This window comes from Marinobacter bohaiensis, assembly GCF_003258515.1.
In the GTDB taxonomy this organism is placed as follows: domain Bacteria; phylum Pseudomonadota; class Gammaproteobacteria; order Pseudomonadales; family Oleiphilaceae; genus Marinobacter_A; species Marinobacter_A bohaiensis.
The window spans coordinates 2,410,027-2,433,667 of the sequence record NZ_QGEH01000001.1 but is presented as its reverse complement, the minus strand read 5'-3'; the positions used below and the strand labels follow the sequence as shown (position 1 = coordinate 2,433,667).

The window sequence follows — 23,641 nt, the reverse complement described above, 5'->3', positions numbered from 1 at the left end:
AGTTTTGCACATTGCGGAGAGATTGACCCGGCTAGATCCGGCCCAGGCAGCGAATCGCAGCAGCGGCTGCGGAGGTCCGGTTCTCGACACCCTGCTTGCGGAAGACCTGTTCCAGGTGTTTGTTGACGGTGCGCGGGCTCATCTCAAGGATCTGGCCGATTTCCCGGTTGGTCTTGCCGTTGGCGATCCAGAGCAGAACGTCGGCTTCCCTTGCCGTCAGGCCGAAGCGCTTCCGCAGAGCCTCCGTCGACTGATCGTCGTCGCGCAGGTGAGTCAGGCGCAGGAGGTAGTCGGACGCGTCGATGTGCGCCAGCAATTCAACGCCCAGGGGCTCGGTCAGGCCCTCCAGCGGAAGGCTGTGCCCGCTCTGCGGACGATGCTCGAACCAGTTGCGCAGGCTGGCGCTGATGCGCGCTTCGGAGTCCGGGTCCAGCGCGCCGGCTGCCTGCAGGCGCTGCTGGACGGCTGGCGTGGCCCAGAGCTGGCGGCCGTCCCGGTCCACGGCCAGCAGGTTCTGGCCGGCGTGATCGAGCGCTGAACGGGCGCTGCGGGCCAGGCGGGCGTTGGCCAGGTGAACGTTCATCCGGGCTACCAGTTCACTGGCGTTGATGGGTTTGGTGACGTAGTCGACACCGCCGGATTTCAGCCCCATCACCACGTGTTCGGTATCGCTGAGACCGGTCATGAAGATGATGGGGACGTCGTGGAGCTCGGCGCGTTCCTTGAGGCGGCGGCAGGTCTCGAAGCCGTCCATGTTGGGCATGATGGCATCGAGCAGGATGACGTCCGGGGCGATGTTGCGGGTAATGGTCAGGGCCTGGTGGCCTTCCAGAGCCACCAGCACCGTCATGCCGGCTTCTTCCAGAACGTCGTTGATCATGCGGATGCTGTCCACCGCATCATCGACGACCAGCACGGTAGTGCGTTTGTCGCTAGCAGCATTCATCACGGGTTACCTGTAACAGGGAGATGATTTCCTCAAAGCGGAAATTCTCGGTGAGCTCGGTCAGGTGATCGAGCACAGGGGTTTCTGCATCTCCATGCAGGCGCAGACTGTGCAGCGCTTCCAGTAATCCCTTCCGGTGGCCGATAGACGCCAGCTCCAGCAGCCGTTCCCGGTGAACCGGATCGGGCAGGGCATCCATCGGCGGGTAAGACGTCGTGTCGTCGGTGGCCACAATGTCGTCGGCTTCATACCGCCATGACAGCTTCAGGAGCTCTCCGATGCGGTCGAGCAGGAGGTTCAGACGCACCGGCTTGACGATGTAACCGTCATACAGCGGGGGCGTTTGCAGGCGGTGGCGTCCCTCGCTGGCGTCGGCGGACACCATCACCACCGGCAGTTTCAGACGGGCGCCGCGAATCTGGTCGAGGATCTCCCAGCCGGTGAAGCCGGGCATTGAGATATCCAGCAGCACCAGGTCCGGCTGCTTCCGTTCAATCATCTGCATCGCGGACAGGGAATTGTCGATCTCCAAGATCTCGAAACCGAGCGGCGCGAGCATGGCCCGGATCAGCGTGCGATGGGACGATTCGTCGTCGATCACGGCGATGCGACGCGCCGGCCCTTCGTAGCCGAAGATGGTCCGGGTGGGTACGGTGATGGATTCGGGGCGAGGGCGGTCGATACTGGAGAGCATCAGGCTGACCTTGAACACGCTGCCCTGACCTGGCGTGCTCGTGACGCTGATGTCGCCGCCCATGATTTCCGTCAGGAGACGGGTAATGGTCAGTCCCAGCCCGGTTCCGGCGCGGTTCAGGCCGGCCGTTCGGACGCGCTCGAAGGGGCGGAAGATGCGTTCGATATCGCTCTCGGCAATCCCTTCACCGGTGTCGCGAACCTCGAATTCCGCCACCTGGCTGCGATAGCGCAGTGAGAAGGTGACGTCGCCCCGGTCGGTGTACTTGATGGCGTTGGACAGCAGGTTGATGAGGATCTGGCGCAGCCGCTTTTCGTCGGTACTGACGAATTCCGGGAGATGGCGAGGCCCCTGGTAGCTGAAATGCAGCCCCTTTTCCCGGGCCTGCAGCCGGAACATGTGCACCAGTTGGTCCATCAGCATCGCGATGCGGACCTGGTCGCGGTGCAGGTCCAGCCGGCCCGCCTCGATCTTCGATATATCCAGCAGTCCTTCGATCAGGTCCGCCAGGTACTCGCCGGAGCGGCGGATAACGTCCAGTCCGTCCTTGCGGTTGGCGGGAATGCTGGCGTCGTTCTCAAGCAATTGGGCGTAACCGAGGATGGCGTTTAGAGGCGAGCGCAGTTCGTGGCTGATGCCGGTGAGGTAACGGCTCTTGGCCTCGTTGGCGGCTTCGGCGTGTTCCTTGGCTTGCTGGAGCGCCTTATCGGTCTTTTCATGGGCGACGATCTCTTCCATCAGCAGCCGCGTCTGGCGCTGCGATTCCTCCTCCGCAACGACCCGGCTCTCGTGGGCCAGCACGAACAGCCAGCACACCACCCCGGTAACGATGATCAGGATGAAGAACACCTTCCAGAGCGTGGCCGAGAGCAAAAGCGCAGCCGCGGCACTGTCCACCGGTGTCTTGAAGTAGATCAGCGACAGCAGCATGCCGGAGACGCCGTTGATGGCGAACAGCAGAATCAGGAAGTGTCCGATGCGGCTGCTGAGCCGGGGTATCAGCGAAGACGGCAGAAAACGCCCGAAAAAGGTCTGGAACTGCTCCCGGTAGCCGGCCCCGGGTTTGCAGAAATCGGCACAGCGAGCGTCCAGCGAACAGCACAGCGAACAGATGTGGCCGTCGTACGCGGGGCAGTGGGTCATGTCCTCCGTCTCGAATCGATGCTCGCAGATGCAGCAGACGACCAGTCCTTCCGCGGTATCGAACCGCACGGGCGGGCGAGCCAGATAGTAGCGGCCGCCGGTCCGCCAGGCGATCAGGGGCGCAATCAACAGGGCCGCGGCGAGCGTCAGGAAGTGGGACAGTGCCTGGGCGACGTCGCCCAGGGCCCCGCTATGGCACACCAGTCCGACCGCTGACGCCAGCAGCATGGCGCCGACGCCCACCGGGTTGATGTCGTAAAGGTGCGCCCGTTTGAACTCGATGTGCCTGGGGCTGAACCCCAGCGGTTTATTGATCACCAGATCCGCCACCAGGGTGCCGACCCAGGCCAGCGCAATGACGCCGTAAAACCCCAGGGTGTCTTCCAGCGCCCGGTAGACACCCAGCTCCATGACCAGTAGCGCAATGGCGACGTTGAACACCAGCCAGACCACGCGGCCCGGGTGGCTGTGGGTGAGCCGCGAGAAGAAGTTCGACCAGGCGATGGAGCCGGCGTAGGCGTTGGTGACGTTGATCTTGATCTGGCACAGGATTACGAACACACCGGCCATGGCGAGGGCAACGCTTGGCGTGCCGGTCATGTAGTTGAACGCCACCACGTACATGCGGGTCGGGTCCGAGGCCTCGCTGGCCGGAATGCCCTGGTTCAGGGCGAGCACCGCCAGGAAGGAGCCGGCGAGTATCTTGATGCTGCCGATCACGATCCAGCCGGGGCCACCGCTCATGACGGCCAGCCACCAGCGCGTTTTCTCGCCGGTTTTGGGTTCCGGTATAAAACGCAGGAAGTCCACCTGTTCGCCGATCTGGGCGATCAGTGAGAAGACGACCGCGGCGGCGGCCCCGAACATCAGCAAATTGAAGCCGCCACCGGGGTCTGGATGAACCCCTTCGAACTGCGTCCAGTCGGTGACCGAGGAGGCGTCGGTGTAGATCACGAAGACGAACGGAATCAGTTGCAGCACCAGCCAGGCCGGCTGCGTCCAGAGCTGGAAGCGGCTGATGGTGGTGATGCCGTGGGTCACCAGGGGAATGATCACCACCGCGCAGATCAGGTAGGCAAAAACCAGGGGGATGCCGAACAGCATTTCCAGCGCCATAGCCATGATGGCCGCTTCCAGCGCAAAGAAAATGAACGTGAAAGACGCGTAGATCAGGGACGTGATGGTGGAACCGATGTACCCGAAGCCGGCGCCGCGGGTCAGCAGGTCGATATCGACACCGTAGCGCGCGGCGTAGTAGCTGATCGGAATGGCGGTCAGGAAGATGATCAGGCTGACCACGCAGATCGCGGCAAACGCGTTATCGAACCCGTAGTGAAGCGTGATGGCGCCGCCAATGGCTTCCATCGCCAGGAAGGAAATGGCGCCCAGCGCCGTGTTGCTGACCCGGGCCGCGGACCAGCGGCGAGCCGTCTTGGCGGTAAAACGAAGCGCGTAGTCCTCCAGCGTCTGGTTGGCGACCCATTGATTGTAACGGCGTCGCACGCGAAAAATGTGCTGTCTGGCCGTCATAGGCTGGCCCGAATCCGGTTCCGGCGTTCCGGCTTTGTTGCCCGGAAGTCCGCCGTGACGAAGTGAAAGCCCGTCTTCGCCGTTGACTACCTGTTTCCCCATATCCGGTGCCTTTTTGGATTGTTATGCGCCAAAACAAGGCACAAACATCCGGAGGACGTGTGCGCGCAATGGGTTGGCGATACCGGAAGTGGAAGAACAATTATCGTGCCAGCGAAGCGGCGACCTGAATCCCCTGCGTTTTTAGCCTGACGACGGCCCCGCAGCCATGCGTCAAATGACGTAGGTCGGTGGGGTATTTGTCGAATGGGCCGTCATGACGGCGCTGGACAGAATGATCCTCGTAGGTGCTGACCCCGTTGCGGGTGTCAGGCCGACCACTCAACAATGCGAGGAAAGACCATGGGTTCGACAGATAAGAAAGGCAATCAGCGCGCGCTGTCGGGGGGTAACGGCTGGCGCCGTAACCTGATGACGCTGGCCGCCTCCGTGATGCTGGCGACCGGCGCCAATGCTGCACCGGCGACCGACGAGGTCAACACCACCGGGCTGGCGGTGACCGACGATACCGTGACCGTCGGCATCCTGCATTCGCTGACCGGCACCATGGCGATCAGTGAAACCGGTTCCGTGCAGGCCGAGAAGCTGGCCATCGAGCAGATCAACGCCCAGGGCGGGGTGCTGGGACGCCAGATCAAGATCATCGAGGAAGACGGCGCGTCGGACTGGCCCACGTTTGCCGAGAAATCCCACAAACTGCTGGAGCGTGACAAGGTGGCGACCGTCTTCGGCTGCTGGACCTCGGCATCGCGCAAGGCCGTCCTGCCGGTTTTCGAGAAGGACAATGGTCTGCTGTACTACCCGACTTTCTACGAAGGGCTGGAAGAGTCCCACAACGTGTTCTACACCGGCCAGGAGGCCACCCAGCAGATTCTGGCGGGGCTGAACTGGGCCCATGAGGAACTGGGCGCCAAGACCTTCTACCTTGTGGGGTCCGATTACATCTGGCCGCGCACCTCCATGAAAATTGCCCGCAAGCACATTGAGAACGTGCTGCATGGCAAGGTCGTCGGCGAGGAGTACTACCCGCTGGGCAGCACCCAGTTCGGTTCGCTGATCAACAAGATCAAGCTGAAAAAGCCGGACCTGGTGTTCGGCGCCGTGGTCGGCGGCTCCAACGTGGCCTGGTTCAAGCAACTCAACGCCGCCGGCCTGACCTTCCAGAAACAGCCCATGCTGACCATTTCGGTGACCGAGGATGAAGTGCTGGGTATCGGCGGCGAGAACGTCGAAGGCCTGTATTCCTCCATGAAATACTTCCAGAGCCTGGATCTGCCTGGTAACAGGGAATTCGTCGCGGCCTTCAAGGAAAAGTACGGCGAAGACGCGGTGATCGGCGACGTGACCGAGTCCGCCTACCTCGGCCCCTGGCTGTGGAAGCGCGCGGTGGAAGCCGCCGGCAGCTTTGACGTCGACAAGGTCGTGGCCGCTTCTCCGGACATGACCTGGGACAGCTCCCCGCACGGCTACCTGAAGATCGATCCCAACCACCACCTCTGGATGAAGACCCGCATCGGCAAGTGGAACGCCGATGGCCAGGCCGACGTGGTGTGGGAGTCCGACGTGATCGAACCCAACCCCTTCCCGGAAGGCTACCAGTGATCGGTCGGGGCCCGGTGACTCCGGGCCCCGTCTGCGATTGCGATTCCATTCGAGCGAAGCAACAAGCACAGCCGGGCGCGGAACGGGCATGGGCCGTCCGCGCTCAGGGGAGGACTGATCATGGGTGGTTATACCGGAGAGGAACTGACCGCAATCTTTCTGATGCAGGGTTTCAGCGGCCTCAGTCTGTTTTGCGTGTTCCTGCTGATGGCCCTGGGGCTGGCCATCATTTTTGGACAAATGGGCGTGATCAACATGGCCCACGGTGAATTCCTGACACTGGGGGCGTATATCACCTACCTGGTGTCCTACGCGGCTTCGGACGTGTGGCCGTTCCTGCTGGATTACTACTTCCCGGTGGCGATCGTCTTCGCCTTCCTGGGGACATTCATTCTCGGGTATCTGGTGGAGCGGTACCTTATACGTTTCCTCTACAACCGCCCGCTGGACACGCTGCTGGCCACCTGGGGGCTGGGGCTGATCCTGCAGCAGATCTTCCGTTCCACGTTCGGTCCGCGTGAGAAGAGCGTCGTCATGCCGGACTGGCTTATGGGCTCCTACCAGGCCACCGACATGGTGGATATCCCGCTCAACGGCCTGCTGGTGGTGGGGATCACCATCGTGCTGACCATCGCCGTGTTCATCCTGCTTTACCGCTCCCGCTGGGGCATCAAGGTCCGGGCGACCACCCAGAACCGGGTGATGGCCAACGCGGCCGGCATCAACACCGAGCGGGTCGACCGGCTCACCTTTGCGCTGGGCTGCGGCATCGCCGGCGTGGCGGGTGCGGCGTTCACCACGATTGCCTCGACTGGCCCGACCACCGGTTCGCTCTACATCGTCGACACCTTCCTGGTGGTGGTCTTCGGCGGTGCGGCCAGCCTGCTGGGCACAGTGGCATCGGCCTTCGGCATCGCCCAGTCCCAGTCGATCCTGTCCTTCTTCCTGTCCGGCTCCATGGCCAAGGTCATCACCCTGATGACGGTCGTGATCATCCTGATGCTCCGGCCCCAGGGACTGTTTGCCAGCAAGGTCCGGCGCTGATAGCGGCCTGATACGAGGAGACGACAATGAGTACGCAACCTGTAATGAAGGCCAGCTGGATGGACAAGTTCGGCGGCCGCGGAAAACTGATACAGATCCTGATCATTGCGGTTCTGATCCTGGTGGTATTGCCGCTGGTGGCGGACACCTTTCGCCTCAACCTGTACGGCAAATACCTGACGTACGCCTTCGTCGCCGCCGGCCTGGTGCTGTGTTGGGGCTATGGCGGCATTCTCAGCCTGGGGCAGGGGATCTTCTTCGGGCTGGGCGGCTACTGCATGGCCATGTTCCTCAAGCTGGAGGCGTCGTCGCCGGAGAACACGGCGATCCAGTCCACCCCGGGGATTCCCGATTTCATGGACTGGAACCAGCTCACGGCGCTGCCCTGGTTCTGGGAACCGTTCCGCAGCTTCCCGTTGACGCTGCTGCTGATCGTGCTGGTGCCGGCGTTCTTCGCCTTCGTGATCGGCTACGCCATGTTCAAACGCCGGGTGGGCGGGGTGTACTTCGCCATCATCACCCAGGCCATCGCCTCGATCATGACCATCCTGATAATTGGTCAGCAAGGCTATACCGGCGGCATTAACGGCATTACCGACCTGCGCACCCTGATGGGCTGGAACATCCAGACCGATTTCGCCCAGTACGTGCTCTTCTTCGCCTGCGGTATCGCCCTGATCCTGTGCCTGCTGGCGGGCCAGTTCATCCTCAACAGCCGATATGGCCAGTTGCTGATCGCCATGCGCGACCAGGAAGACCGGGTGCGTTTCTCGGGTTATGACGTCGCCAACATCAAGATCTTCGTGTTTGTTGCAGCGGCGGTCATGTCGGCCATCGGCGGTGCTTTCTTCACCCTCCAGGTGGGCTTCATGTCGCCCTCGTTCGTGGGCACGGTCGCGTCGATTGAAATGGTGATTTTCTGCGCCGTCGGCGGGCGACTGTCCCTGATCGGTGCGGCTTACGGCGCCTTCCTGGTCAATCTGGCCAAGAGCTCCCTGTCCGAAAGCTTCCCGCAGCTGTGGGTGGTGGCGATGGGCGCGCTGTTCATCGCCGTGGTCATGCTGTTCCCAAGGGGGCTGGCCGGTCTGGTATCGGATTACGCCGCGCCCGTGCGCAACTGGTTCGCCAGCGCCTTCAAGCGCGAAACCATCGCCGCTTCCGGACCGGAAATAAAGCCCGGCGCGCCAAAGCCGGCGGAATCCAAAGCCCGTGAAGACGTGTCCATCGCCTCAGCACAGGAGAGCCACTGATGAGTTCACCGATTCTGTTGGCGGTCGAGGATCTGACCGTTTCATTCGACGGCTTCAAGGCCGTCGACGGGCTGTCGCTCTACGTCGAGCGCAATGAGGTGCGGGTGGTGATCGGTCCCAACGGGGCCGGCAAGACGACGCTGCTCGACCTGATCTGCGGTAAGACCCGGGCCACGGACGGCTCCATCAAGTTCAAGGATCTGGAGCTGACGAAAATGGCCGAGCACCAGATCGTCCACAAGGGAGTGGGGCGCAAGTTCCAGACCCCGTCCATCTACGAAAACCTGACGGTCGCCCAGAACCTGGAGCTGTCCTATCCCTCCGGCCGCACCGTATTCGGCAGTCTGTTCTTCCGGCGTACAGACGCCATTAACAAACGGGTCCGGGAGATCGCCGAGCAGATCTACCTGGCGGACGACCTGGGCAAGAGCGCCGGCCTGCTCAGTCACGGCCAGAAGCAGTGGCTGGAGATTGGCATGCTGCTGATCCAGGACCCGGAACTGCTGATGCTGGACGAGCCGGTGGCGGGGATGAGCGTGGTTGAGCGGGAGCGCACGGCGGCATTGCTCAATGAGATCAGCCAGAACCGGTCGGTGCTGGTGATTGAGCACGACATGGATTTCGTCAAGGACATCGCCCACAAGGTGACTGTGCTGCACCAGGGCAAATTGCTGGCGGAGGGCAAGATGGACGACATCCAGAAGAACGAACGGGTGATCGAGGTTTACCTGGGGCACTGACGGCGCCGCGAGCGCAGGAGATCGCAATATGCTCAGCACCAACGATTTACGTGTCAGCTACGGCATGAGTGAAGTCATCCACGGCGTGTCCCTGACCGTGGGCGAGAACGAAACCCTGACCATCATGGGCCGCAACGGCATGGGCAAGACCACGCTGTTCAAATCGCTGATCGGGGTGTTGCCCGCGAAAGGGCAGATCACCCTCGGCGGCGAGGACCTGACCAGCACCAAGCCTTATCAGCGGGTGCAGCGGGGCATTGCCTATGTGCCCCAGGGCCGGCTGGTGTTTCCGACGCTGACCGTGGAAGAAAACATCGCCACCGGGCTCGAAGCGACCGGGGCGAAGAAGATTCCAGCGGACATCTACGACCTGTTCCCGGTGCTGCATGACATGCGGCATCGCAAGGCGGGCAACCTGTCCGGCGGGCAACAGCAGCAGCTGGCCATCGGGCGCGCCCTGGCGGCGGACCCCAAGGTGCTTTTGCTCGATGAGCCCACCGAAGGCATCCAGCCATCCATCATCAAGCAGTTGGCCAAGACCCTCAACGAGATCAAGGAAATCCGCAAGCTAAGCATCGTGGTGTCCGAGCAGGTGTTGAGCTTTGCCATGGCGGTGGCGGATCGCGTGATGGTGATCGAGAAGGGGGCCATCGTCCACGAGGTGGACGGAAAGACCGCGGACGAGCAACAGATTGCCCGCTACCTGGCGGTGTGATCCCCGGCAATCCCACACGAATAGGAGAGAAGCATGCGACACGGTGATATTTCCAGCAGCAACGACACGGTCGGCGTGGCGGTCGTCAATTACAAGATGCCGCGCCTGCACACCCGCGACGAGGTCCTCGACAACGCCCGCAAGATCGCCGACATGATCAAGGGGATGAAGGTGGGCCTGCCGGGCATGGATCTGGTGGTCTTCCCGGAATACAGCACCATGGGGATCATGTACGACCACGATGAGATGATGGAGACGGCGGCCACGGTACCGGGCGACGAGACGGCGATTTTTGCCGCGGCCTGCCGGGAAGCCAATACCTGGGGCGTGTTTTCGCTGACGGGTGAACGCCATGAAGAACACCCGAAAAAGGCGCCTTACAACACCCTCGTTTTGATCAACAACGACGGTGAGATTGTCCAGAAGTACCGCAAGTGCATTCCCTGGTGCCCGATCGAAGGCTGGTATCCCGGCGACACCACCTACGTCACCGAAGGGCCGAAGGGCATGAAAATCAGCCTGATCATCTGCGACGACGGTAACTACCCGGAAATCTGGCGGGACTGTGCCATGAAGGGTGCCGAGTTGATCGTCCGGTGCCAGGGCTACATGTACCCGGCCAAGGACCAGCAGGTGATGATGGCCAAGAGCATGGCCTGGGCCAACAACTGCTATGTGGCCGTGGCCAACGCGTCCGGTTTCGACGGCGTCTATTCCTACTTCGGCCACTCGTCGATCATCGGCTTCGACGGCCGCACCCTCGGCGAATGCGGCGAGGAGGACATGGGCGTGCAGTATGCCCAGCTCTCTGTTAGCCAGATCCGCGACGCCCGCGCCAACGACCAGTCCCAGAATCACCTGTTCAAGCTGCTGCATCGCGGCTATACCGGCATGCACGACTCCGGTGACGGCGACAAGGGCGTGGCCGATTGCCCGTTCGAGTTCTACCGCACCTGGGTGATGGACGCGCAGAAGGCGCAGGAAGACGTCGAGGCGATGACCCGCAAGACTGTCGGCGTGGCTGAGTGCCCGGTGGGCGAGTTGCCCTACGATGGCCAGGAGAAGGCCGCAGGCGCGTAAGGAGGGACCGGCGTGCCGTTCATCAACGAGAAGATTAAAGCCAATCGCGAGCAGGCGGCACGCCGGGATTACGCAGGCCGTGCCCAGCGGATGTCCCGGTTCGTGTTCGATCCGGACGCCGTCAGCGACCGTCTGAGGGAGCGCATCGTCGGCCAGGACGAAACCCTCCAGGCCCTGACGGCGATGCTGATCCGTGTGAAGGCGGACATCGGCCCGGAGGACAGGCCGCTGGCGGTCCATATGCTGATGGGGCCCACCGGCGTGGGTAAGACCGAAACCGCGCGTCTGTTGGCGGAGGCCATTCACGGCAAACGTGATGCTCTGTGCCGGATCGATATGAATACGCTGGCCCAGGAGCATTACGCGGCCGCGTTGACGGGGGCACCGCCCGGCTATGTCGGCAGCAAGGAAGGCCACACCCTGTTCGACACCGAAGCCATTCAGGGCAGCTTCAGCAAACCCGGCATCGTGCTGTTCGACGAGGTGGAAAAGGCGAGCCCGGAAGTGGTCCGTACGCTCCTGAATATCCTGGACAGCGGTCGGATGGTGTTCCCGTCAGGCCAGCGCGAGATCGATTTCCGCAACAGCCTGATCTTCATGACCTCCAACGTTGGGGCAACGGAGGCCGCCCGCTACCGGGACACGTTCCGGCGTGGCTGGCGCCGCTGGCTGGGCCTGATCCCCCGACGTGAGGCCGAGGTGCTGGAAGCGGCCCTGCTGAACACCTTTGATCCCGAGTTCATCAACCGGATTGACGGCATCCACACCTACAACCGGTTAGGCATCGACCGGCTCGACGATCTGCTCAGCATCCAGCTGGCCCGCCTCAACCAGCGGCTGGCGAAGCGGGGCGCGTCCATCGAGTTGACCAACGCCCTGCGGGAATACCTTTGTGGACGCTACGACAACCGCTTCGGCGCCCGGGATATCCTGCGGCGCCTGCGTTCGACGCTGGAGCCGCCGCTGGCGGAAGCGCTGCTGGCGTATCCCGAGATCGGGGCGTTTCGAGGTTATCTGCGGGGCGGCGCCGTTTGCGTTGAGCCCGACCCGGTTCCGGGAGGGCCGGCCTGATTCCCGTTGAGTCAGACCGGCCGTGTTTCCCGCAAGCCGCCCTCCTGGTTGGGCGGCTTTTTTTATGGGCGATAGAAAAGGGTGCCTCTGTGTCATGTCCCGGACTCAATACGTCAAATGACGTAGGGACGGGGGGCGTTTTCCCAATAGTGGGCGTTGTGGGGATAGCGGATAGTGAACAGGACCTGGCAGGCCGGGCCTGCGAGCCACACCAACAACTGTTTACGCCGTGATTCGAGGAGCGTCCACGATGGCCGAAACCATTATCAAGATCGACCTGAATAAATCCGCCTACGAAAACGAGAAAGTTCATAACCGCTGGCACCCGGATATTCCCATGGCGGCGACGGTCAAGCCCGGTGACGATTTCATCATCGAGTGTCATGACTGGACCGGCGGCCAGATCCAGAACAACGACAGCGCCGACGACGTGCGCGACGTGGACCTGACCCAGGTGCATTTCCTGTCCGGCCCGGTGGGCGTCGAAGGCGCAGAACCCGGTGATCTGCTGGAAGTGGACATCCTGGACATCGGCGCTTTCGATGACAGCCAGTGGGGTTTTAACGGGTTCTTCTCGAAGCAGAACGGGGGTGGCTTCCTGACCGAGCATTTCCCGGAAGCGCAAAAATCCATCTGGGACTTCAATGGTATGTTCACCAAGTCCCGTCACATTCCGAACGTGGAATTCGCCGGCATGATCCACCCGGGGCTGATCGGCTGCCTGCCGTCGAAAGAGATGCTCGACGAGTGGAACCGGCGCGAGAAAGAACTCTACGACACCGAGCCGGATCGCGTGCCGGGCCTGGCCAATCTGCCGTTCGCCGAAACCGCCCACATGGGCAAACTGACGGGCGACGCCAAAGCCGTGGCGGCGGCGGAAGGGGCGCGCACCGTGCCGCCCCGGGAACATGGCGGCAACTGCGACATCAAGGACCTGTCCCGCGGCTCCAAGGTGTACTTCCCGGTTTACGTGAAAGGCGGTGGTCTGTCCGTGGGCGACCTTCACTTCAGCCAGGGTGATGGTGAAATCACCTTCTGCGGTGCCATCGAGATGGCCGGCTGGATTCATCTGCGGGTCAACGTGGTCAAGGACGGCATGGCCAAGTACGGCGTCAAGAACCCGATCTTCAAGCCCAGCCCGATCAAGCCCAAGTACGACGATTACGTCATCTTCGAGGGCATCTCGGTGGACGAGCAGGGCAAGCAGCATTACCTGGACGTGCACATCGCCTATCGCCAGGCCTGCCTGAACGCCATCGAATACCTGACCAAGTTCGGTTACACCCCGGCCCAGGGCTACGCGTTGCTGGGTTGTGCGCCGGTGGAAGGGCACATCAGCGGGGTGGTGGACGTGCCCAACGCCTGCGCCACGCTCTGGCTGCCGACGGGCATCTTCGACTTCGACATCAACCCGTCCGCCGACGGTCCGAGCAAGAAAGTCAGTGGCGGCATGGACGTTCCGCTGTCACCGGACAAGGAGTAAGCCATGCCTGTTTACGATTACAAATGCCGGGAGCACGGCCATTTCTATCAGTTGGCCCGCATGGACGATGCCGCCAAGCCGGCGGCCTGCCCCACCTGCGGCGTGATGTCGGCCCGGGTGATCGTGTTGCCGCCGGAGCTGCGGGGCCTGGACCGGGATCGGCAGGATGCCGAAGCCCGCAACGAGAAGGCGCGCCATGAGCCAGTCCTCTCGACAGCGGACTCCCGCGCCGAGGCGGACGACCGCGCCCGCCATGCCGCCCGTAGGGGCTGCGGCTGTGACCACACGGAACGGCGTCATTCGAAGCTGTTCTACACCGCCGACGGCAAGAAGATGTTTCCCTCCATGCGCCCCTGGATGATCAGTCACTAGGGGCATCGGCCCGGGCCGCCTGGCCCGGGTGTCTTTTCCCGCATCATCCGCAGACGCCGACTCCGGCTTGCCCATCCCGCCCTGGCCGGGCACCGTTAGGGGACCGACTGACGTCAACCCTCTGAAGCTGCAAGGAGCCCGCCGCATGAATAAGTCCGCTCATCGCCTGGACCAGGAACTGCTGGAAGCCGAAAAACGCATCCACGAACGCTATGAGTGGCTGCACATTGCCAACGACTATGTCTCGGCAATCCTGTTCCTGGTCGGCAGTGTCCTGTTCCTGTGGGAGTCCTGGCAGACGGTGGCCACCTGGTTCTTCATTATCGGCAGCGTGTTCTTCCTGTTCGCGCCGATCCTGCGCACCCTGAACAAGCGCTACGTGAGAAACCTGCGGAAAGGACCGATTCACTGGTAGGGGCCTGGCTGAGGTAGAATGGCCGCCACTTTTTCCCGAACGGACAGAATTGCCAATGCCTGACTTTAACGAACTCGACCTGCGCCCGGAGCTGCTGCGCAACCTGGACTCGCTCGGCTACAACGCCATGACCGAGATCCAGGCGGCGAGCCTGCCCCGTATCCTGGCCGGCCGTGACCTGATAGCCCAGGCGCGGACCGGCTCCGGCAAGACGGCCGCGTTCGGGCTGGGCGTGTTGCAAAAGCTTCGTGTCGAGCGATTCTGCGTGCAGACGCTGATCCTGTGTCCCACCCGCGAGCTGGCGGACCAGGTGGCGGGCGAGCTTCGCAAACTGGCCCGGGCCGTCCACAACGTCAAGATCCTCACCCTGTGCGGCGGCATGCCCATCGGGCCCCAGATCGGCTCGCTGGAACATGGCGCGCACATCGTGGTGGGCACGCCGGGGCGCATTTCGGATCACCTGCGCAAAGGCACCCTGAAGCTCGATCGCGTCAGCACGCTGGTTCTGGACGAGGCCGACCGGATGCTCGACATGGGCTTCCAGGAACAGCTCGACGCGATCGTTGCCGAAGTCCCCCAGGATCGTCAGACCCTGCTGTTCAGCGCCACCTATCCGGAGGCCATCGAGGCGATTGCCGGCCGCATCATGCGGCAACCCGAGCGCGTCGAGATCGAAGCGTCTCACAGTCAGGGCTCGATCGATCAGGCGTTCTTCCCGGTAAAAGACGATGACCAGCGTCTGGAAGGGCTGCGCCTGTTGTTGATGAAGCATCGTCCCGATTCGGCCATCGTCTTCTGCAACACAAAGCGCGAGACCGACGCCGTGGCGGACGCCCTGCGCAGCTACGGTTTCACCGCACTGGCCCTGCACGGGGATCTTGAGCAGAAAGCCCGTGACCTGATGCTGATCCGCTTCGCCAACCGCAGCGCCACCGTGCTGGTGGCCACGGACGTGGCGGCCCGGGGGCTGGACATCGACAACCTCGACGCGGTGTTCAACTACCACGTGGCGCGCGACCTGGACGTGCACATACACCGGGTTGGCCGCACCGGTCGCGCCGGCAATCGCGGCCGGGCCTTTACCTTTTTCTCCGAGAAAGAGCGTCACAAGGTCGAGGCGCTGGCAGAGCGCACCGGGCAGACGATCAGGGAATCGTCGCTGCCGGCCGGCAACCAGCGCCATCAGACGTCCTACAAGCCGCCGATGGTCACCCTGCAGATTGACGGTGGCAAAAAGCAGAAGGTTCGCCCGGGCGATATTCTCGGTGCCCTGACCGGTGAGTCCGGTGTCCCCGGCAAGTCCGTGGGCAAGATCAACGTGATGGACAACAGCGCTTGCGTGGCCGTCGAACGATCCCATTCAAAACAGGCGCTTGAAAAGCTTTCTTCAGGTAAAATGAAAGGACGGTCCTTCCGCGCGCGCCGCATCTGACGGGCCGCCCGGTAACGGACACCCGGGCCATTCACACCAGCGACCCGATTGGGCCCGGTTGGAACTGGGCTCGATGGGCCGTTGTGTTACACTTCGGCGTTAATTTTTCACTCGCGAATTCAGCATGCGGTTTCAAGCGCCAGAGAGTCTCTCCGAACAGATTGCACAGCATCTCGGACAACGCATCATCGTCGGCCAGATGCAGCCCGGTGACCGGATCCAGGAACTGCGGATCGCCGGTGAACTCAACGTCAGCCGCGGTTCGGTTCGCGAGGCGTTGCTGATTCTGGAACGTCGCCACCTGATCGACATCTATCCGCGCAAGGGTGCGGTGGTGTCGGCCCTGACGCCGACCGCGGTCAACGGCCTTTACGATGTGTATATCGAACTGTTGGCCATGCTCGCGCGCCGCGTGGTGGAGCTGACCGAAGGCGCCGATCTGATGCCGCTGGTGGAGCGCATGCGGGCGCTCGACGAGCTGGTGGTGTCCGCCGGGGACGATCACGAGCGCATCATTGAAGGCGGGTTCGAGCTGATGCGTCACGCCTTTGGCATCGCCGACAACCCGTTCCTCGAAGAGACGCTGGAAAACTTCCGGCCGGCGATCAGCCGGACCTATTACCTGGCGATGGCCCGTTTCCGGGAAGAGGTGGGCGAAACCCGGCGGCTGTTCCAGACGCTGGCCAGGGCGGCGCTGGATCGCGATGCCGACGCCCTGGCCGGTGCCATTCGTCACTTCGGCGAGCACCAGCGCAGCCTGGTACTGAAAACCTTGAATTCAGAAATGGACGCTTCAGCCCAGACGGGATAAGCAGGACGACAACGAGCAGGACAACGGGCGGCTATGCGTCTCAAGTCAATCAAGCTGGCAGGTTTCAAGTCATTCGTCGATCCCACGACCGTACCTTTCCCGTCCAACATGACGGCGGTGGTGGGGCCCAATGGCTGTGGTAAATCCAACATCATCGACGCCGTGCGCTGGGTTATGGGGGAAAGCTCCGCCAAGTACCTGCGCGGCGAGTCCATGACGGACGTCATCTTCAACGGCTCCAGCGCCCGCAAGCCGGTGGGCCAGGCCTCCATCGAACTGGTGTTCGACAACGCCGACGGCTCCGCGCCGGGTGAGTACGCGGCGTTCGCGGAGATATCGGTCAAGCGCCGGGTGTCCCGGGAAGGGCAGTCCGACTACTTCCTCAACGGCTCCAAATGCCGCCGCCGGGACATCACCGATCTGTTTATGGGCACCGGTCTGGGGCCGCGCAGCTACGCCATCATCGAGCAGGGCATGATCTCGCGTCTGATCGAGGCCAAGCCAGAAGAACTGCGGGTGTACATCGAGGAAGCCGCCGGCATCTCCAAGTACAAGGAGCGCCGCCGTGAGACCGAAAACCGCATCCGCCGCACCAATGAAAACCTGGAACGCCTGACCGATCTGCGCGAGGAACTGGATCGCCAGCTCCAGCACCTCCAGCGTCAGGCCCAGGCCGCCGAGCGTTACAAGACCCTCAAGCAGGAAGAACGCCAGAAAAAGGCGGAACTGACGGTGCTGCGCTGGCAGGCCCTCGACCAGCAACTGCAGTACGGCCGCGAAAAGATCAGCGAGACCGAGCTGGAGCTGGAGCGCCTGCTGACCGAGCGTGTTTCCCTGGAAACCCGGCTGGAAGGCCTGCGCGAGGACCACCAGGACCGCACCGAACATTTCAACCGCGCCCAGGCCCGTTATTATGAGGCCGGTGCGGACATCGCCCGCATCGAACAGAGCCTGGAACACCAGCGCGAGCGCTCGCGGCAGATGGCCGCCGAGCTGGATCAGGCCCTGGCCAACCAGCGGGAGCTGGCCGAAGAGCTGGGCAGCGATGAGGAAAAGCTGAACCACGCCGCCGAAGAGCTGGCCATGCTGGAGCCGGAACAGGAAGAGCTGGCGGCCCGGTCCGAGGCGTCGGCGGACGCGTTGCAGTCCGCGGAACAGGCGATGGGTGAGTGGCAACAGGAGTGGGAGAGCTTCAGCAGCCGCTCCGCCGAAGCCCGTCAGCGTGCCGAGCTGGCCCAGTCCCGCATCCGCGCCACCGAAGACGCCATCGACAGCCTCAAGACCCGCCTCCAGCGCCTGACCGATGAACGTCAACTGCTGGAAGGCCAGATCGACCGTCAGGAGCTGGACGATCTGCGTGAACAGCGCGCCATGCTGGAACTGCGTCGTGAGGAGGCCCAGGCCCAGATCGAAACGGCGGGCAGCGATCTCCAGGAAGCCCGGGATGCCCAGGTGGAAGCCGAGACGGAAAGCCACGAACTGCGTGAGCAGCTGCAGACCGCCCGGGCCAACCTGACGTCCCAGGAAGCCCTGCTGGCCGAGCAACTGGGCAGCAACGACGATGCCCTGCAGGCGTGGCTGGAGTCCCAGTCACTGGCGGGAAAACCCCGCTACGCCCAGCAGATCAAGGCGTCCAGTGACTGGTCTTTCGCCGTGGAGCAGGTATTGGGCAGCTTTACTCAGAGTGTGTGCGTCGATGCCGTCGACGCGTTCAGCGATTTGCTGGACGGAGCGCCGCGCGGCCTGTCCCTGATGACGGCGGCGCCGGGCGCGGGCGAGGCCACGACGGGCCGGCTGTCGGCGGAAGTCAGCCAGTCCGGCGGGCTGCACGGGTTCCTCGACAGCATCCACACCGCCGCAACCCTCGACGAGGCCCTGGCGCGCCGCGACAATCTGGCGCCGCACGAAACCATCCTCACCCGCGATGGCGTCTGGCTGGGTCGCCACTGGCTCAAGACGCCGGAGTCCGCCGAAGGGCAGGTGGGTGTCATTGAGCGTCAGGAGAAGGTCGACGGGTTGCGGGCCGAGGTGGATTCCCTGAGCCAGCGCTGGGAAAGCGCCAGCGCGCGCCTGGCTGATCTCAAGGAGCGCACCCAGGACGCGGAGCTGCGCCGGGACGAGGCCCAGCAACAGGTTTCGGAAGTGGATCGCGAGCTGAGCGATATCGGCTCGCGCATGAGTGGCCTGGAAGCTCGCGCCGAGCAGATTGAGTCGCGGCTGTCCCGGATCGACGAGGACTCCGCCGACGTCCGCGAGCAACAGGAAGACGAGCTGGCCAAGTTGGAGGAAGTGCGTGCGGTCTGGCAGGAGGCGCTGAATGCCACCGAGGACCACGCTAACGAGAAGGAATCGCTGCTCAGCCGGCGTGATTCGGTCCGCGAAAAACTCGACGAAATGCGCCACCAGGCCCGCCACGACCGGGATCACGCCCACCAGGTGGAGCTGCAGGTGCAGTCGCTGCAAAGCCAGCACAGCGGCCTCAAACAGACCCTGGATCGCATGCAGCTACAGAAGGAGCGCCTGGAAGAGCGCATCATGGTGCTGCGCGAGAACCGCGAGGTGGCTGAGGAGCCGATCGAAGACCTGGCCATGCAGTTGGAAGGCTTGCTAGATCGTCGCCTCGCCGAGGAAGAAAAACTCGGCCAGGCCCGGGACTCGCTGGAGGAAATCGACCGCGAAGTGCGGGAGCTGGAGCAGGGCCGGAGCAAGGCGGAACACCGGATTCAGGACGTCCGCGCCACGCTTGAGAAAGCCAAGATGGAATCCCAGGCGCTGGAGATCCGTGCCAGCAACTACCTTGAGCAGTTGCAGGAGCTGGACGTCAAACTGGCGGAAATTCTCGAAACCCTGCCAGAGGAAGCCAGCGAAAAGGACTGGGCCGACGAACTGGAGAAAATCGGCAACCGCATTCAGCGCCTCGGCGCGATCAACCTCGCGGCCATCGACGAGTACCAGGTCCAGAGCGAACGCAAGACCTACCTGGATTCCCAGCACGAGGATCTGATGGAAGCGCTGGAGACGCTGGAGTCGGCGATCCGCAAGATCGACCGGGAAACCCGGCAGCGCTTCAAGGAAACCTTCGACAAGGTCAACGGCGGCCTGCAGGCGCTGTTCCCCAAGGTGTTTGGCGGCGGCAGCGCGAGCCTGGAGTTGACCGGCGAAGACCTGCTGGAAACCGGGGTGGCCATCATGGCGCGCCCGCCGGGCAAAAAGAACAGCACCATTCACCTGCTGTCGGGCGGGGAGAAGGCGCTGACCGCCATTGCGCTGGTGTTCTCGATCTTCCAGCTCAACCCGGCGCCGTTCTGTATGCTCGACGAGGTGGACGCGCCGCTCGACGACGCAAACGTCGGCCGCTACGCCAACATGGTGAAGGAAATGTCCTCCCAGGTGCAGTTCATCTACATTTCCCACAACAAGATCGCCATGGAAATGGCGGATCAACTGATGGGGGTGACCATGCACGAACCTGGCTGTTCGCGACTGGTATCGGTGGACGTGGAAGAGGCTGCCGCGCTCGCCGAGGCCTGACGAATCAAGGAATTGGCGGCAATAGTTGCAATCTGCTGTCAAATTTATGCCGTTACGGATGACAAACCCGCCATGTGGCGGGCTGGCGCGTTGTATTCCTGACACTCATTGCTTAGAGTATTCAGGAGCCGACGGGCGCCAGCAGGGCATTGTCCAACGCCAGCAGGATGTTGTTTATAGATACGTTTGTAGACCGGCAAACGAATGATCCGTGAATGCGATCGCTAAATGATTGCGTAACGGTATCCGCCGACCGTTTTCACAGCATCCTGTTCCGGCAAACGCCTGATGTCACCGTAAAGGATTAGAAGAACCAACAGGACCGCATTTCTATGTCTCTGCGTGAATGGTTAATTGCCATTGGAGCCTTGATTATTCTGGGTATTGTTATCGACGGCGTGCGTCGCATGCGCCGTGCCCGGAAGGAGGCCATCGCTATCTCCAATGGCATGGGTGCCGACGATATCGACGGCTCGCCCATCGACGAAGAATTCAACCCCGAACTGCCTAACGGCGGATCCCGCCCGGTGACGGCGGATACCCTCGAAGAACGCGGCTACGTGCGCCAGGCGCACAAGTCCCGGTTTGGCCCCAAGCGCCAGAAGCCCACGCGGCCGGTGGTGGACGCGCGACCTGAGTCGGTCCCTGAAGTGACCGATACCGTCGCGGACGATGAATCCTTTAAAGAGACTACGGCGGACATGGCACCGTCACCCGGCGGCTACGAGGCCGATGAGGTGTACGAGGCCGATGCGGTTTACGAGGAGCCGGTGGAGCACATGAGCGCCGTCGACGAGGCGCCCGATGATTATGCCGGCGGCTGGGACGAGCCGGAGGATGAACGCTTCGAAGAGCCGGTTGCCGAAAGCGCGCCGCAAGCCCCGGAGCCCGAATTCGAGCCTGAACCGGCGGTTCAGCCCACGGTGGAAGACGACACCGCCAGTCGGCACACGGCGGGTCCCCACGCCGTGGACAGTGACGCACCCAAGGCCGGGGCCAACCGTCCCGATGCCCAGGAAGTCATCGTCATCAACGTTTTGTCCCGTCAGGACAAGGCGTTCGAAGGACCGGCGCTGCGCAAGCTGTTCGAGGCCTGCGGCCTGGAGTTTGGCGACATGGACATCTACCACCGCCACGAGGAAAGCGACACCCGCAGCCCGGTCCAGTTCAGCGTCGCCAGCGCTGTTGAGCCGGGCACGTTCCGGCCCGAAGACATGAAGACCATGAGCACACCGGGCATCAGCTTCTTCATGAGCATGCCGGGGCCCTCGGATTCGCTCAAGGCGTTCGAGTTCATGCTGGAAACCGCACAGTGCGTGGTGCATAACCTCGGTGGCGAAATGAAGGACGAGCGCCGCAGTGTGATGACGCCGCAAACCATTGAGCATTGTCGACAGCGCATCCGGGAGTTCGAGCGCAAACGGCGCTCCAAGCGGGTAGGCTGACGCGACGACTGCAGGAATACCCCGAGAATATGCCATAATGCCCGGTTTTGACCGGGCATTTTTGTGACAGGCGGAAAGACATGACAGATTCAGTGGCTCAGCGTATTGAGCAGTTGCGCACCGAGATCGACGACCACAACTATCGCTATTACGTGCTCGACGAGCCGGCGGTTCCGGACGCCACCTACGACCGTTTGTTGCGGGAGCTGCAAAGCCTGGAGGCTGAACACCCGGAACTGGTCACGCCCGAGTCGCCCACCCAGCGTGTGGGCGCAATGCCCTCCAACACCTTCGCCGAGGTCGCGCACCGGGTGCCCATGCTGTCCCTCGACAATGCCTTCAGCGCGGAAGAGCTGGAGGACTTCGATCGTCGAGTGCGCGATCGTCTCAAGCGCGAGGAGCCGGTGGAATACGTGTCCGAGCCCAAACTCGACGGTCTGGCGGTCAGCCTGGTCTATGAGAACGGCGCGCTGATCCGCGCCGCCACACGGGGCGACGGCTACACCGGCGAGGATATTACCGCCAACGTCCGCACCATTCCTTCGGTGCCACTCAAGCTTCGGGGCAAAGGCTATCCGGAGACCCTGGAGGTGCGTGGTGAGGTCTACATGCCCAAGGCCGGTTTCGAGAAGCTCAACGTCGACCTGGCCAACCGCGGCGAAAAGACGTTTGTGAACCCCCGCAATGCCGCCGCCGGCAGTCTGCGCCAGAAAGACGCGCGGGTCACCGCCCGCCGCCCGCTGGAACTGTGCACCTACAGCGTCGCCGTGGACGACGAGACGGTTCTGCCCGGGTTCCACTGGGACTGTCTGCAGAAGCTGAAGGAATGGGGTTTCCGCATCAACCCGGAGATGCGCAAGGCAGTGGGTGTCGAGGCTTGCGAAAAGGCATACGAGACGCTGATGGAGCGCCGCAACGATTTGGCCTATGAGATCGACGGCGTCGTCTTCAAAGTCAACGATCTGGCCCTGCAGCAGGCGCTGGGCTTCGTGTCCCGCGCACCGCGCTGGGCCATCGCCTACAAGTTTCCCGCGCAGGAAGAAATGACCGTCGTCGAGGCGGTGGAGTTCCAGGTAGGCAGGACCGGCGCGGTGACGCCGGTGGCACGTCTCAAGCCTGTCTTTGTCGGCGGTGTGACGGTGAGCAATGCCACCCTGCACAACATGGACGAAATCGAGCGGCTGGACCTGCACGTGGGCGACACGGTCTTCATCCGTCGCGCCGGCGATGTGATCCCCCAGGTGGTCAAGGTGGTGCCGGAGAAACGCCCGAAAGACGCGCCCACCGTAACGCGTCCGGAGCATTGCCCGATTTGCGGCTCCGAGGTGGTCCAGTTGGAGGGCGAGGTGGTCGCCCGCTGTACCGGTGGTCTCTACTGTGGTGCCCAACAGCGTGAAGCCATCCGCCACTATGGTTCACGCCGTGCCCTCGACATCGAGGGGCTGGGTGAGAAGTGGATCGATATCCTGGTGGACCGGGGCATGGTCAAGACCGTCGCCGACCTCTATTCGCTGACGGTCGACGACCTGAAAACCCTGGACCGCATGGGCGAGAAGTCGGCCAGCAACCTGGTCAACGCCATCGCTGAATCCCGGCACCCGGAGCTGTGGCGCTTTATCTACGCCCTCGGTATCCGAGAGGTGGGCGAGGCCACGGCCAAGGGATTGGCATCCCACTTTGGTGATCTGCCCCCGATCATGGAGGCCGACCAGGAAGCCCTGGTGGAGGTGCCGGACGTGGGACCGATTGTCGCCGGTCACATCCGCCTGTTCTTCGAGCAGCCCCACAACCAGGAAATCCTCGACGCCCTCAAGGATGCGGGCGTGCAGTGGCAGACCCTGGAGCCGTCGGCCGCCCCGAAACCGCTGAAGGGACAGACGTTCGTACTCACCGGCACGCTGTCGGAAATGACCCGGGAAGAGGCCAAGGAGCGCCTGGAAGCCCTGGGTGCCAAGGTGTCCGGCAGCGTTTCCAAAAAAACCAGCTATGTGGTGGCCGGCGAGGCGGCCGGCTCCAAGCTGACCAAGGCCGAATCCCTGAGTATAGCTGTGATGGATGAGAGCGAGTTCCAGGGATTCCTCGAAGAGCAGGGTGGTTAGTATCCCGTCCGGACAGGCCACGATGCGAGCCCAGCGCGCATTGTGGCCGCCATCCCTCCAATCTGAGAACTCGCGCAGATAGCGCGCCCACCGAATTCTTTACCATGAACCGGAAATGTAACGGCCTGTAACGAGCATCGCCCAGACGCAATGCCGGCCGTTGGCACAATAACAATAC

Annotated in this window: 17 protein-coding genes; 15 read left to right on the top strand and 2 right to left on the bottom strand. The window is 62.7% G+C overall.

The genetic code is table 11. The annotated features are described in order from the left end of the window. Positions 1–31 precede the first annotated feature (31 nt). Positions 32–946 (bottom strand): response regulator transcription factor, encoded by a 915-nt coding sequence (locus tag DKK67_RS10915; protein WP_111496366.1) that lies wholly within the window; start codon positions 944–946, stop codon positions 32–34. Beyond that, the gene (locus tag DKK67_RS10910; protein WP_111496365.1) at positions 933–4,313 is read right to left on the bottom strand and encodes a hybrid sensor histidine kinase/response regulator; all 3,381 of its coding nucleotides are present in this window, start codon (positions 4,311–4,313) and stop codon (positions 933–935) included. The genes DKK67_RS10915 and DKK67_RS10910 overlap by 14 nt, the downstream gene beginning before the upstream one ends. A 471-nt stretch (positions 4,314–4,784) precedes the next feature. Between DKK67_RS10910 and urtA the strand changes: the two genes are divergently transcribed. The 15 genes from urtA to ligA all read left to right on the top strand — a co-directional run bounded on the left by urtA (position 4,785) and on the right by ligA (position 23,463). Next, positions 4,785–5,975, top strand: coding sequence for an urea ABC transporter substrate-binding protein (urtA, locus tag DKK67_RS10905; protein WP_111496865.1), 1,191 nt, complete (start codon positions 4,785–4,787; stop codon positions 5,973–5,975). 120 nt (positions 5,976–6,095) lie between these two features. After that, the gene (gene urtB / locus DKK67_RS10900; RefSeq protein ID WP_111496364.1) at positions 6,096–7,019 is read left to right on the top strand and encodes an urea ABC transporter permease subunit UrtB; all 924 of its coding nucleotides are present in this window, start codon (positions 6,096–6,098) and stop codon (positions 7,017–7,019) included. A 44-nt stretch (positions 7,020–7,063) separates the two neighbouring features. Continuing rightward, the gene (gene urtC, locus DKK67_RS10895; RefSeq protein WP_111496363.1) at positions 7,064–8,269 is read left to right on the top strand and encodes an urea ABC transporter permease subunit UrtC; all 1,206 of its coding nucleotides are present in this window, start codon (positions 7,064–7,066) and stop codon (positions 8,267–8,269) included. Beyond that, positions 8,269–9,009 carry an urea ABC transporter ATP-binding protein UrtD gene (gene urtD / locus DKK67_RS10890; protein ID WP_111496362.1) on the top strand — a complete coding sequence of 247 codons (741 nt, stop codon included), beginning with the start codon at positions 8,269–8,271 and terminating at the stop codon, positions 9,007–9,009. The genes urtC and urtD overlap by 1 nt, the downstream gene beginning before the upstream one ends. Before the next feature lie 28 nt (positions 9,010–9,037). Next, complete coding sequence (gene urtE / locus DKK67_RS10885; RefSeq protein ID WP_111496361.1) at positions 9,038–9,724, top strand: urea ABC transporter ATP-binding subunit UrtE; 687 nt, start codon at positions 9,038–9,040, stop codon at positions 9,722–9,724. A gap of 33 nt (positions 9,725–9,757) precedes the next feature. After that, entirely contained in the window at positions 9,758–10,804 is a 1,047-nt protein-coding gene (locus tag DKK67_RS10880) for an aliphatic amidase (RefSeq protein WP_111496360.1), read from the top strand. A 12-nt stretch (positions 10,805–10,816) separates the two neighbouring features. Further along, complete coding sequence (locus DKK67_RS10875; RefSeq protein ID WP_111496359.1) at positions 10,817–11,875, top strand: AAA family ATPase; 1,059 nt, start codon at positions 10,817–10,819, stop codon at positions 11,873–11,875. 250 nt (positions 11,876–12,125) lie between these two features. Continuing rightward, complete coding sequence (gene fmdA / locus DKK67_RS10870; protein WP_111496358.1) at positions 12,126–13,358, top strand: formamidase; 1,233 nt, start codon at positions 12,126–12,128, stop codon at positions 13,356–13,358. A gap of 3 nt (positions 13,359–13,361) precedes the next feature. Next, positions 13,362–13,730 carry an FmdB family zinc ribbon protein gene (locus DKK67_RS10865; RefSeq protein WP_111496357.1) on the top strand — a complete coding sequence of 123 codons (369 nt, stop codon included), beginning with the start codon at positions 13,362–13,364 and terminating at the stop codon, positions 13,728–13,730. A gap of 145 nt (positions 13,731–13,875) precedes the next feature. Next, a complete protein-coding gene (locus DKK67_RS10860; protein ID WP_111496356.1) occupies positions 13,876–14,145 on the top strand; it encodes a YrhK family protein in 270 nt (89 codons plus the stop codon). Positions 14,146–14,200: 55 nt separating this feature from the next. Then, entirely contained in the window at positions 14,201–15,577 is a 1,377-nt protein-coding gene (gene dbpA, locus DKK67_RS10855; RefSeq protein WP_111496355.1) for an ATP-dependent RNA helicase DbpA, read from the top strand. A 124-nt stretch (positions 15,578–15,701) separates the two neighbouring features. Continuing rightward, positions 15,702–16,388 (top strand): GntR family transcriptional regulator, encoded by a 687-nt coding sequence (locus DKK67_RS10850; protein WP_111496354.1) that lies wholly within the window; start codon positions 15,702–15,704, stop codon positions 16,386–16,388. Positions 16,389–16,421: 33 nt separating this feature from the next. Then, a complete protein-coding gene (gene smc / locus DKK67_RS10845; RefSeq protein ID WP_111496353.1) occupies positions 16,422–19,919 on the top strand; it encodes a chromosome segregation protein SMC in 3,498 nt (1,165 codons plus the stop codon). A 332-nt stretch (positions 19,920–20,251) separates the two neighbouring features. Then, positions 20,252–21,364: a cell division protein ZipA gene (zipA, locus tag DKK67_RS10840; RefSeq protein WP_111496352.1), complete on the top strand. Its 1,113-nt coding sequence runs from the start codon at positions 20,252–20,254 to the stop codon at positions 21,362–21,364. An 80-nt stretch (positions 21,365–21,444) separates the two neighbouring features. Next, on the top strand, positions 21,445–23,463 hold the full coding sequence (ligA, locus tag DKK67_RS10835; protein WP_111496351.1) for an NAD-dependent DNA ligase LigA: 2,019 nt from the start codon (positions 21,445–21,447) through the stop codon (positions 23,461–23,463). Positions 23,464–23,641: the final 178 nt, after the last annotated feature.

What these genes read in the sequence shown, in the direction of transcription:
- DKK67_RS10850 (WP_111496354.1), top strand. Translation starts at nt 15,702, where the DNA reads ATGCGGTTTCAAGCGCCAGAGAGTCTCTCCGAACAGATTGCACAGCAT.
- fmdA (WP_111496358.1), top strand. Translation starts at nt 12,126, where the DNA reads ATGGCCGAAACCATTATCAAGATCGACCTGAATAAATCCGCCTACGAA.
- DKK67_RS10880 (WP_111496360.1), top strand. Translation starts at nt 9,758, where the DNA reads ATGCGACACGGTGATATTTCCAGCAGCAACGACACGGTCGGCGTGGCG.
- urtD (WP_111496362.1), top strand. Translation starts at nt 8,269, where the DNA reads ATGAGTTCACCGATTCTGTTGGCGGTCGAGGATCTGACCGTTTCATTC.
- DKK67_RS10865 (WP_111496357.1), top strand. Translation starts at nt 13,362, where the DNA reads ATGCCTGTTTACGATTACAAATGCCGGGAGCACGGCCATTTCTATCAG.
- zipA (WP_111496352.1), top strand. Translation starts at nt 20,252, where the DNA reads ATGTCTCTGCGTGAATGGTTAATTGCCATTGGAGCCTTGATTATTCTG.
- urtE (WP_111496361.1), top strand. Translation starts at nt 9,038, where the DNA reads ATGCTCAGCACCAACGATTTACGTGTCAGCTACGGCATGAGTGAAGTC.
- DKK67_RS10860 (WP_111496356.1), top strand. Translation starts at nt 13,876, where the DNA reads ATGAATAAGTCCGCTCATCGCCTGGACCAGGAACTGCTGGAAGCCGAA.
- urtA (WP_111496865.1), top strand. Translation starts at nt 4,785, where the DNA reads ATGACGCTGGCCGCCTCCGTGATGCTGGCGACCGGCGCCAATGCTGCA.
- DKK67_RS10915 (WP_111496366.1), bottom strand. Translation starts at nt 946, where the DNA reads ATGAATGCTGCTAGCGACAAACGCACTACCGTGCTGGTCGTCGATGAT.
- ligA (WP_111496351.1), top strand. Translation starts at nt 21,445, where the DNA reads ATGACAGATTCAGTGGCTCAGCGTATTGAGCAGTTGCGCACCGAGATC.
- dbpA (WP_111496355.1), top strand. Translation starts at nt 14,201, where the DNA reads ATGCCTGACTTTAACGAACTCGACCTGCGCCCGGAGCTGCTGCGCAAC.
- urtB (WP_111496364.1), top strand. Translation starts at nt 6,096, where the DNA reads ATGGGTGGTTATACCGGAGAGGAACTGACCGCAATCTTTCTGATGCAG.
- urtC (WP_111496363.1), top strand. Translation starts at nt 7,064, where the DNA reads ATGAAGGCCAGCTGGATGGACAAGTTCGGCGGCCGCGGAAAACTGATA.
- DKK67_RS10910 (WP_111496365.1), bottom strand. Translation starts at nt 4,313, where the DNA reads ATGACGGCCAGACAGCACATTTTTCGCGTGCGACGCCGTTACAATCAA.
- smc (WP_111496353.1), top strand. Translation starts at nt 16,422, where the DNA reads ATGCGTCTCAAGTCAATCAAGCTGGCAGGTTTCAAGTCATTCGTCGAT.